At 53.3% G+C, this 10,634-nt stretch carries 8 protein-coding genes and 1 pseudogene; 7 read left to right on the forward strand and 2 right to left on the reverse strand.

From position 1 onward, the window contains the following. Window positions 1–383 precede the first annotated feature (383 nt). Window positions 384–3,971: a hypothetical protein gene (locus FHY18_RS21900; RefSeq protein ID WP_259160055.1), complete on the forward strand. Its 3,588-nt coding sequence runs from the start codon at window positions 384–386 to the stop codon at window positions 3,969–3,971. A gap of 262 nt (window positions 3,972–4,233) precedes the next feature. Here the strand turns inward: FHY18_RS21900 and FHY18_RS21905 are convergent, their stop codons facing one another. Next, window positions 4,234–4,809 carry a hypothetical protein gene (locus tag FHY18_RS21905; protein ID WP_259160056.1) on the reverse strand — a complete coding sequence of 192 codons (576 nt, stop codon included), beginning with the start codon at window positions 4,807–4,809 and terminating at the stop codon, window positions 4,234–4,236. 383 nt (window positions 4,810–5,192) lie between these two features. Next, window positions 5,193–6,362, reverse strand: coding sequence for a site-specific integrase (locus FHY18_RS21910; protein WP_326521227.1), 1,170 nt, complete (start codon window positions 6,360–6,362; stop codon window positions 5,193–5,195). A gap of 713 nt (window positions 6,363–7,075) precedes the next feature. On the opposite strand from FHY18_RS21910, the gene FHY18_RS21915 reads away from it, so the two are divergent. The 6 genes and pseudogenes from FHY18_RS21915 to FHY18_RS22025 all read left to right on the forward strand — a co-directional run. Further along, window positions 7,076–7,513 carry a hypothetical protein gene (locus FHY18_RS21915; RefSeq protein ID WP_259160062.1) on the forward strand — a complete coding sequence of 146 codons (438 nt, stop codon included), beginning with the start codon at window positions 7,076–7,078 and terminating at the stop codon, window positions 7,511–7,513. Between the two features lie 60 nt (window positions 7,514–7,573). Next, window positions 7,574–7,915, forward strand: coding sequence for a DUF4062 domain-containing protein (locus FHY18_RS21920; protein ID WP_259160064.1), 342 nt, complete (start codon window positions 7,574–7,576; stop codon window positions 7,913–7,915). A gap of 30 nt (window positions 7,916–7,945) precedes the next feature. Further along, window positions 7,946–8,698 (forward strand): hypothetical protein, encoded by a 753-nt coding sequence (locus tag FHY18_RS21925; RefSeq protein WP_259160067.1) that lies wholly within the window; start codon window positions 7,946–7,948, stop codon window positions 8,696–8,698. Between the two features lie 31 nt (window positions 8,699–8,729). Next, window positions 8,730–9,230, forward strand: coding sequence for a hypothetical protein (locus tag FHY18_RS21930; protein ID WP_259160068.1), 501 nt, complete (start codon window positions 8,730–8,732; stop codon window positions 9,228–9,230). Window positions 9,231–9,342: 112 nt separating this feature from the next. After that, complete coding sequence (locus FHY18_RS21935) at window positions 9,343–9,819, forward strand: hypothetical protein (protein ID WP_259160069.1); 477 nt, start codon at window positions 9,343–9,345, stop codon at window positions 9,817–9,819. Window positions 9,820–10,373: 554 nt separating this feature from the next. Then, window positions 10,374–10,538: pseudogene (locus FHY18_RS22025) on the forward strand (plasmid mobilization protein); the annotation flags it as partial. Window positions 10,539–10,634 lie beyond the last annotated feature (96 nt).

A 10,634-nucleotide genomic window follows, 5' to 3' on the forward strand; every position in this document is an offset into this window, starting at 1 on the left:
ACTCCGCCGTGAACCGCTGCCGCTTCTGCATCGAACACCTCCGTGCGAGGATTGTCCTCGCTTTCAGGTGTCCGAGTTATCAGGGGTGGCTCAGATGCTATTTCACTGTTAGAGACTTCCTCAACACGCCATCTGACGAAGTTCCCCCGGATCAGATTCTTTGGATCGATGCGCTCGATGAGACGCGCTCAGGTCGATCCGACCAATCCACCATCGACCAGCTGACGCGAAAATTAGCAAAAATCCGACCGGTAGGAATGCGCCTGTCCTGCCGTGTAGCGGACTGGCTAGATCAGACTGACCTGGCGGCGTTGCGGCCTTACTTCAACAAGTCAGGCGCGGCCACTGTAGTTCAGCTTCTTGCTCTCACAAAAAGCGAGCAGATGAGCGTGCTTGCAAACAGTTGCCATGACGATGCTGAGCGCTTTGTTGAAGAAGCCGTTCGGCGACAACTCGACCCCTTGCTCGAAAACCCTCATACCCTGCTGCTGCTCGCCAAGGTGGTCCAGCGAGGAAATTGGCCATTAAGCCAGACGGAACTCTTTGATCGTGCAGTGTTGCTTTTGCTTGATGAGCAAAACCCTCTTCATGCTGAGAAAGACTTGGGGCCAGGTCGGTTCACGGCCAAGGAGCTTCTCAGTGCAGCAGGAGCCTTGTGTGCGTTACGCTTGCTATCGAATTGCCAAGGTTTCTCACATGCTGCGAGCTCCGATGACGAAAGCATCGCTTGCTACAGGGAGATCGATTTAGCGCCCAAGCCCGAGCTTTACGCGGCATTGAGTCGGCGAGCTTTCGTCTCAATCGGGCAAGGAGGAGTGGACTACACCCATCGTACGATTGCTGAGTTCCTCGCAGCACGCTACCTCATTAAGCAGCTTTCATCTGGGTTCTCGCTGGGTCGCTTGCTTGCATTGCTTGGAATTGAGGAACGACCACCTACCGCGCTTCGTGGCTTGTTTGCTTGGCTGGTCACCCTCGTAGCTGACCCGGCGCCTTTGATGGATTATGACCCGGTTGGTGTGCTGCTCTATGGAGATGTATCTAACTTGTCGTCAGCCAATCGGCTGAGATTGGTCGACGCGCTGGCTAGCCACAGCAAGCAAGACCCTTGGTTCTTGTCTCGCCGCCATTTGCCAGATACAGCCAAAGCCTTAGCTGATCCTGCTCTGGCACAGCAATACCAGTGCTTGTTTACGTCATCGGAAAGCCGCTTGTCTTTGCGCCTATTTGTGCTGTTGCTGCAAAAAGGCGGCCGGATATTGCCAGGCTTTACGATAATCCTCAAAAAACTCGTGGGTGATGTGAAGGCGCATTATGCATTGCGAGTTGTAGCAATTGAAGTGCTCCACGAAGGCGACGACGCCTCGCGACATGATTTGCTTGCTGCTTATTCTTATTTGGGTAGCTCTGAAGATGACCTGCGGCTACGTAGTGCTTGTCTTCATGCTCATCTTGGAGATGGACTTAACGCTGATGATTTCATCGCGTTTTGGGATGATCTTGAGTCTTGTGAAGAGCAACTTCCAATCGGAATTACGATTGGGTTGTTGGATCACGTTAATCCTCCAATGGCAAATGAGATTTTGCAGAAAATTCAAATTCGTGCAGTTCCTAATTCATCAGTCTTCGCAAGCCGACATGGGCCGCGTGAAGCGTCGCGGCTTTATGAACGGCTTCTCGCCATCGCGTTGCCAGTTGGCAAAGATCCCCAGCAATGCTACGACTGGCTCAAGTGCTATTTACGCCGCGCTGAGCACCACAGTCAAGACGGATCGCTGGCCAAAGCGTTCAAGGTACATCCCGATTTAGGACAAAAAATGCTTCGCGCAGCATTGGTGCACGCTGATTTTTCCAAGAGTGATGAAAACTCCTGGTTGCGGTTCATTCATCTGATCAGGCCATGGGTGAATGTAGGGGACATGCTCGAAGAAATGCTTCAAGCGATACATGCCGCCCATGGTGAGCGCAGATCCCTGATCTACCGAGCAGCGTTGAGTGAGTCCGTTCGCCTCGGTGTGGTTGCAACTGTGCATAGCACTAATTTGTCCGCCTTGGCAGAGCTGGATCCTTTATTGGGTGAGGTCCAAAGAGCGTGGCGAGCGCAACTGAACCAGATGCCTAATTTCGTTTCGCAATACGCTCAAGAAGAGGCAAGACAAACCGAAGCCTGGCGAGTGAGCATTCAGGCGAATTTTGAGCAGAATGCTGCGGCGGTCAGTAGTGCTTCGGACTTAGGCTTACTTGAAGAGGCTACCGAGATCTATTTTTGGCACGATTGTCCACAGAGCGCAGCAGCACCTTCATCTCCTCGATTGCGATTGGAGTGGGCGCTAGGAGAGCAGGGCTCGGCCTGTGTTCTCAGAGGATTTGAGGCTCTCTTGACAAGGGTTGCACCGCCAGAGCTTTCTCAATTACTTGCCGATTACCGTGAGAAACGGTCAACGCCTTGGACTGCATTGCTAGCTGCACTTGACGTCTATCGTGATAAGGGCGGTGAGATTAAGGAGCTTCCGGATACTCTGCTAGCATCTGCACTGATGATTGAAGCGATTTTCCCTGTGTATGTGCATACAAAATCCTCAGTAGATCAGTGGCGTCACGTATGGGTTGATGACGTAATTGAGGCCAAGCCGGTCTTGGCGGCTGATACCTACCTAGCCTTTTTGGCCAACGAGCTAGCTCAGCATAGTCTCCATGCTCACTGCTTGGTGGCGCTTGGTCATCCGACGCTTGTAGGCAATCATCGAGGGCGGGGCTTGGTCCAGCTTTTGCACAGCTATCCGCTGCCCAAAGCGAATGTTCTCACGCAAATATTGCTATGGATACAGGAAGATGGCGTGTGGCATGCAATCAAGTCGCTTGCTTTGGAAACCGTAAACTCACTTCAAGCCAAGCCGTCACTGAGTTCGAATGAGCTTCAATGTTTGGGAATTTGGCTTTGGTTTGGCTTCACCAATGACCCTATTGTCTATCAGCCTATTTTAAGTAGTTTGTCATCCGAGCAACTTGACGTGGCAATCTGGGAGATCCTGGAAGAAGGCGTGGAAGCGGGCTTCGGATCGCATAAGGTCTGGTCGTATACATTGAGCCAGCTTGAGTTTGCCGTGACCTGGGCGGCTTCAAGGTATCCGCAGACTGCTCACCCGGTTGGCGGCTCAATGGGAACGCGCAATCCTTGGGATGCCTCGATGCATATCCAGTCCATGATCGCGCAGATCGCTTCACTGACGAGTCATCAAGCGCGTGTGGTCATGGCTAGGTTGGTGCAGCGCTCGGAGTTGGAAAGCTACCGCGACTCGGTCTTACACCATAAAACCAATCAGCTGACCGCAAGCGTGGATGCTTCGCATGTCGCACCGAGTTGGGAGGTCGCACAGGAAGCGTTGGCTAATCGAGCGCCACATTCGCATCAGGATATGGTTGCAGTGGTTCTTGACCACTTAGGCGATGTGCAGAGACACATCAGTCATGGGAACGAAGACCCTTATAAGTTTTTTTGGAACACCGATAGCGCTAATCGCCTTGATCGGCCAAAAACGGAAGATCAAGCCAGAGACGCGTTGCTCGGCATGCTCCGTTACCGTCTATCTCCTCATGGGCTTCGCGCAGAGCCCGAAGGGCACATGAGTGCCGATAAGCGAGCCGACATCGTGATCTCGGGTCGCAATATAAAGGCGGTCGTCGAGATTAAGCGTGACTTCCACGTGGATGTTTGGACTGCGGCGACCGAGCAGCTTGATCGGTTATACACCCCTGACCCGGAGGCTGGTGGATTAGGTATCTACTTGGTGTTCTGGTATGGCGAAAAGCGCACATCTAAAATCCCAACTCCACCTAATGGGAGGGCCCGGCCACAGTCCGCAGCTGAGATGCGGCTTATGTTGCAAGAAATGCTGCCAAGTTCTGCTGCCCAAAGGATAAAGATAATGGTGATGGACGTGTCTGGTCCCGGCGCGAGCCGAGCAAGTTGATTTGACTACGGCGACCCTACCAAAGCGCTCGATGCTCCTTACAGATTCGGGTTTGTATCGCAGACTTGCTGTTATGGGAGCCGCAATTACATGGTCGGGAATGCTTTGCGAAAAAATGCCGGTGTCAAGCGAGAGGTTGTTATTCTGATTAAATCCCAGTGGAAATTGAAATGGACGCCAATAAGGCCGGCTTTCGCCGGCCCCATTGCTTCAATGACTCATCGAGTAGCTGCCGATTCGAACCGACTAACAATTCGACCCGTCAAATCGGCGCAAGATTGTTGTTGTATCTGGAACGTGCCCCAATGCGATGGTAGGGCGGATCAGGACTAACAAGATGTAGCTTGTTGAACGATGATGGAAACAGCCGGTGAGCAACACTAGCTTCAAGAAGGGCGGTGGATCTCCAAAGTTGGCGCCAGACCGTTGCCTCAAGATCGGTCTCAATCACATAGACAGGGTTGTGCAAATTATCTCTGAGCAGGTCGATGCGTGATTCGCCCCCAATCGGTCGGGGCACGCGCACCTCATCACCACTGCTATCCCAGCCTATCCATTGGCTATAAAATGTAATTCCAGATTGCAGCACTTGGAACTCAAAGTATTCCAAGTCCGGTGAGAGACTTCTGCGAGCACAGATTTTACGCATGAGACCGACCGACACCACGCCAAGCTTGTCAGGGCCGTGGCCTTCGATGCTTCGGCGAAATGCGTGGTAGCTCTTAAAGCCCAGATCCTTGGCGAACCTCTCGAGGCTCTCACAGTGACTGAACTCCTCTGTGCGCATGCAACATGCACCGGACTTGAAAGCACGAACTATGTCTTGAGCTTGGAACATCACATACTCCCGTATTGGCCAAAGAAGCTCAGTGCTTCTTTCAGAGCATGCTGCTTGCTTCAACGGCCACAAAGGAGATGGATACCTGGGTGACGTCAGACTTTTCCCACGCAGCAGGGAGGTAGCCCGAACCTATACGGATGCTAGCAGGTCTGTTGCCGCTCCTCAAACTGGTTGGGGCGCCGGGTAGAAAGGTCCAATGCAGACTTCGGTAGTTGCTCCTTGATAGTGGTGAGGTGTCGCGCCCAGTTCTTAGGATCTAGCCCGATTTGGGAGTTGATCGTGCAAACCCTGGTGATGAAGTGACTCACCCCCACACTGAACAAGCTTTCAAGCCATGCCGCATCTGTGCAGCATGGTGTTGGTAGCTAACATGGTTCTTTTTAGGGATACATCCTCGCTCCCTTCCTCAGCCGCTCCTTGAACTGCCCGCGCACATAGCTCGGTAGTGTCACAGCCGGCTGATAGTGGCCGAGCGCTTCGACTTGGATCTTCCGAGTGTTGCCGGCCGATTTGTGGACATAGTTGTCCTGCAGCACGGGCGCCTTCTTGTTGAGTGCGTGACCTGTGATCAAGGCAATGTGCTCAACCCGCACGCCCTTGGCATCGAGTTCCGTGGCGAGCGTATGCCGGAAGGCGTGCGATCCGATCCCTTTGCCAAAGCCTAAGCCCTTCAAGTAGGCGGCGAACTGGTTGACGAAGCCCTGGCTGTAGCGTCCGTTTGGCTCACCGGTCTTGCGGCAGGTGCCAGCCGACAGGTTGGGGAAGATGCGAGGGTGGCCAGATGCCTTGATGTCGGCAAGGAAGTCGAGGAAGCCCGCCTGGATGAGGGTTGGGTGGATCGGCACCTTGCGAATAGCACTTTTGCCTTTCAGGCTTTGACGGCTGCGCTTGCCAGCGCTTTGCGCAAGGTCTTCGTCCACGGTTTTCTGGATCGAGAAGCACCACACGCCTTGGTCTTGCATGATGTCAGCAACTTTGAGCTGGGCGATCTCGTTGATTCTGGCGCCCGTGTAAAGCGCGATGAGCGGGCACCACCATCTGTGCGGGTATTTCTTGGCCCAATGCAGGAAGGTCTCGGGGTTGAAGATCTTCTGGATTTCTTCTTGTGAGAGAAGCCGCTCGGGCTCGTCCTGATCAGCCAGTAGCTCTTCTCTCGCCGGCTTGAACGCATCCATTGGGGAGTGTGGGATGGCACGAGCCTTGACCAGGGTGTTGAAGAAGGATGCGAGGAAGCGCCGATGTAGTTCGAGTGTTGCGTTGGCCGGCTGTGGCCGTCCTTGACGTTGACCCTTGGCGATCAAGGCTTCGACGCTCAATCCCTGATGTTTGGGGTTCGTCATGAAGTCTTCGGGCGCCCATCGCAGCAGATCCCACATTTGGTAGATGTGCGTGTGGTCGATCCGAGCAACGGAGGTGTTGCCGCTCACGCGGTGCAAGATGGCAAGCGTGCGGCGATACGCATCGATCGTGGTGGTGCGAAGGTTCTGCCGTTCTTTGTCTTTGAGGAAGTCGTCGACCTCTTCAGAAAGGAGCCGCGCCGGAGTGGCCAAGGGCAAAGGCTCGGGATAGCGAGTTCCGGATCGGCGAAGCCGTCGCAGCTTTTCATGATGGTCATAGGTCGCTTGGACCAGGTCCTGAAGGTGAAGCGCGCCGGCTCGGTCTTGAACGACCATGTCAGTGAATTCGACTTTGCCGATGCGAATGCTTCGGATGAATAACTGACCTTTGGGGTGCTGCAAATACTTGTGAAGTTGAGAGTGTTTAAAGTGCATCTACGATCCAATGTTGAGGAGGTAGACGTTTGATAAGGGGAGGGGATTTTCTGTCAATAACAAAATAGGACAGAAATTTCGTGCCGATGATTGCCTAAGGTGATCTCAATAATTGCCATTCAAACAGCTGTATTTTCAGTTCGACTTTCATAAAAGATTTTATCGACAGGCTATATAGGGCAATGATTGCAGTGGTATAAATGGGTTTGAAACCATCAATGCGCTTGTAGTGTTTAAAAGTAACAAAATTACGAAAAGCGAGCGATATCTCACGCAAATAAAATGAACGCCACATAAATTACGAGGGCTTTGCCTAACTTAAATATTCTTAAGAAGACAGTTAGGCAATCCGAATTCGGTCCCCCAGTGTCGGCAGGGATGATTTTGGGGGCGTCGCAGAATTTGAGACACAACTCGGCTGAGATCAGCCCTGGGGCAGGGGCTGACACGCAGACCTCAGGAGCCCGTAAACTCACTGACGGGGATAACGCATGGACAACTGGTTGGCACAAGCGGTGATCGGTGGGGTGGTGGCTTCAGCGGTCATCTACTTGGCGCGTTGGGCTTACGGCAAAGCGATCTTCTGGAACGATCGGATAAGCCTAGTCATCAATCGAGCCGAGCTGCGGAAAATTGAGCACCTTGGCCAAGACAAGTTCCATATCGTGCAGTTCCTGCTAATCCAAGTGCTTTGCTGCTTTGGGATCTTGGGCATTGCGATCATGCTTGCCCCACTGGCCTTTATGACCGACGGAGCGAAGTGGATCGTGCCAGGGCTAGGGTTGCTTGGCTTGTCGATCTACGGATGTGTGATCTATCCGTTAGGCATGATGGTGCGCCTACGGAAGGGAGCTGCCTATATCGATCGTCAGCGGTCTCTCATCGAGCGAACTGAACGCCGGTTGGAACTTGTTTCAAGAAAGGCCTAGGTTTCCTGCCGATGGTTACGGTTAGCTAAATCTCATGTGCTGTCTGAAGGGAGGTTCGGCATGAAAGTGTTCATCAGCTCGCTGATTTCAGGTATGGAGGCCGAACGAGCAGTGGTCAAGCAGGCGATCGAGTTGCTAGGCCACCAGGCGATCATGGCGGAGGACTTCGGCGCCCGAGCTAGCTCCCCTCAGGTCGCATGCCTCAATGGTGTGCGCGAGGCGGACCTTGTCATCCTCGTTCTTGGGCCTCGCTACGGTGCCAAGCAGGCAGGAGGCGTCTCGGCAACCCACGAAGAGGTGCATGAAGCCCGGAACCGTAAGCCACTCCTGATGTTCGTGCAGTCGGGTATGGAAGCGGAACCGGATCAAGCCGATTTGATTAGAGAAATCGGCAATTGGTAAGGTGGTCAGCTCTGGGACGGCTTTGTCTCAGTGGAGGAACTGGGACAAAAGGCAACTCGCGCCATCCATCAGTTCCAGCTGACTCAGGCCGTGGCGCCCCTCAATCCAACAGGATTGCGCGATCGTGCACTGGCGCTCTTCCCACGGATCGAGCGCGGCTATCAGCAAAGTGGCACGGTCTTGCAGCTTGCTGTTGCAGCTGGACCGGACACAACAGTGCTTCGCCCCGCCGAGATGGAAGCTCAGCCCCTTTTGGATGCCATGCAAAAGCACGCACTCTTTGGAGCCCCAGCCGTTTTTGATCGGAGCCTGGGGATGAAGGCGGGCTCGAACGGTGAGGCGCTCGTGTTGGTCCAGGAAGCGCAGCGTAGTGACGGCGCGTCGATCCGACTTTGGCCCAACGGGGATGTCCTGATCAGCTTGCCTGTTCCGCCGCCAGAACGCGGTATGGGGCTATCGGTCGTCGTAGAAGAAGATATCGCAGGAAAGCTGGAAGCCGCTATCGGCTATGCTGCCTGGCTCCTGGCTCATATTGATCCAACCGAACGGCTTAGCCATGTCGTTCCTGTGGTGCGATTGTTGGGAGAACATGCTGGTGCTTGGATGACCCGCGCCGAGCACGAGGCCGGTCCCAACAACATGCAGCTGCCTTACCGGCAAGGTGAGCACCAAGCCCCCGTGCTCCTTTCACCAGCCCATCGAGTCAGGCAAGCGCTATCCATGGACGCTCAGCGAATGGGAGAAGATCTGGTCGTGCTGCTGCGCCGTCGTTGGATCAACTGAGATCCAGTAGGACATCAACCGGGAGAAATCAATGAGCGTTCCCGCACAAGCTTTTGCAGATCGGCTTCCCAATGATCTTTCGCCTGGCAGCATCTTTCTGTTCCGAGAGAGTTGGGTGCTGTTAGTCAACAATCAGCAGGAAGAAGCCGAGCCTGTTCTCGCTTTCTTGATGCTCCAAGGCGAGCGCGCAGGTTCGCTTTTTAAGGTGGGAGATGGCATGGGGCCATGTGTGACCCTAGCCGAACCGTTCGAATGGTTCGCGTCAGTGAAGGACGGAGTGCCCCCAGCGCATGATGTGGCGGATACAGCATCACTCTCACTTACGTCAGTGGGGCCTGTGGTAGTTGGTCAGATGCCGAGCCAATGGGAAGACGGTGGCAAGATCGCGTTTAGCATGGATGGACAACCCCGTAGTGACTATCCCCGTGGTGCGGTCAAGCGCTTTGCTAAATGGAGTGTTGAGCTTTGTCATCCATCTCGGCCTTTCGTCAGCTTAGGACGTCTCTTCGAAGTCGATCGAACTCCTCGCTAATCCCATCAATTATAGGCGATCATAGATTTGGCTCGTTGGGAGCTCCATGAGGCATGAAGATCTGATTTTTTTCCTGCTGCCACAAGCAACCCCAGTGTGGAGTTAAATTAAATTGAGAAAAAATTGGCCCGAAATTCTTTTTGCTGGTGCTGCGATCGTATTGCTTTCGCGCGCATTGCTATCAAAGAAAAATTCGCAGGGTGCAACGGGATCTAATATCTCGGTGCCAGTTAAAGAGCCAGTGCCTGAATCAACTCCGGCGGTGCCTGCTCACGAAAGATCGGTCATCGGCAGGATGCTCGCCGCAATAAATCGAGCAGAGGCAAAGCTTGACCGTGTTCTTAACGGAATTCCTGCTTGGGTTTCAGCAGCAGTGGCCTTTGGGGCGCTTATTTTTACTGCTGTTATAGCTCTTGTAGTTAAGAGGTTGCCGCCTACTGGCCCAGTCGCACCGATGAACCTCGTTTTCCTTTCTGTAATATTATTCTTTGCTGCCGTAGGAATCGTTCCAAAAGCCAATGCACGTTTTTGGTCGCTCTTTGGTGCAATTGTTGGCGTTTTTATGTGGATCATCGCATTAATGCAATGATGGAAGTTATTGATTTGAATTGGAATTAAAGAAGAGCTAGTAGTGTGAAGGCGATGCCCCAGCCAAGCCCAAGTAAAAAGAAGCACAAGCAAATGGCTGTGATAGCTAGTGAATATCTTTCGGGTTTTGGTGGTTTATCGGTCATTTTCATCTCCTTTAACTGTTTATTTCATAAGGGGATTTCTGGGCTTGTCAATCGTGCAATTTAAATGTGGACGTCTTGCGCGCATGGTTTGGTCTGACTGAGTAAGACTTCGCTAGTTTGGGGGTATCCAAGGCACATGGGGCGATATCGACAGCTTTGCCTTCGGTATGAGGGGGCAATTCCTGAGCGAGGCACCGCATGGAGCTACAAGTCGGTTCGAAAAATGAGGTTCCGAGCTTTGCCATCCATCTCGGCCTTTTGTGAGCTCGGGGCGGATATTTGAGGTCGATCGAAGTTTGGCCTGATTCCATAACAGGCAAAGTAGAATCCTCGGAAATAGGCGTTTTACGCTATTGAGCCTTGCGAAATCTTGAGTCAGAACTGATGAACTCTGACTCAGGAAACACACATGGCCATCTATCACACCCGCATCAAAACTTACAGCCGAGCCAAGGGGCATTCTGCGATCGCAGCTGCTGCATGTCGCGGTGGTTATCTGCTCACCGATCCTACCTCTGGTGCTCGCCACGACTACCGGGGTAGGGCGGGCATCATCCAGTCGCGTTGCCTGGCACTGTCGACTCCCCGTAATTCAATGCCAGCCAAAACTAGAGGTCTGCGGTTGATGTTGATCACGGAACTCGGCGGGCGTTAGCCCGCCCAGGCTGTC

The sequence above is a fragment of the Xanthomonas sp. 3793 genome, from assembly GCF_024806835.1.
GTDB lineage: Bacteria > Pseudomonadota > Gammaproteobacteria > Xanthomonadales > Xanthomonadaceae > Xanthomonas > Xanthomonas arboricola_F.

What these genes read in the sequence shown, in the direction of transcription:
- FHY18_RS21900 (WP_259160055.1), top strand. Translation starts at nt 384, where the DNA reads ATGAGCGTGCTTGCAAACAGTTGCCATGACGATGCTGAGCGCTTTGTT.
- FHY18_RS21905 (WP_259160056.1), bottom strand. Translation starts at nt 4,809, where the DNA reads ATGTTCCAAGCTCAAGACATAGTTCGTGCTTTCAAGTCCGGTGCATGT.
- FHY18_RS21915 (WP_259160062.1), top strand. Translation starts at nt 7,076, where the DNA reads ATGGACAACTGGTTGGCACAAGCGGTGATCGGTGGGGTGGTGGCTTCA.
- FHY18_RS21920 (WP_259160064.1), top strand. Translation starts at nt 7,574, where the DNA reads ATGAAAGTGTTCATCAGCTCGCTGATTTCAGGTATGGAGGCCGAACGA.
- FHY18_RS21930 (WP_259160068.1), top strand. Translation starts at nt 8,730, where the DNA reads ATGAGCGTTCCCGCACAAGCTTTTGCAGATCGGCTTCCCAATGATCTT.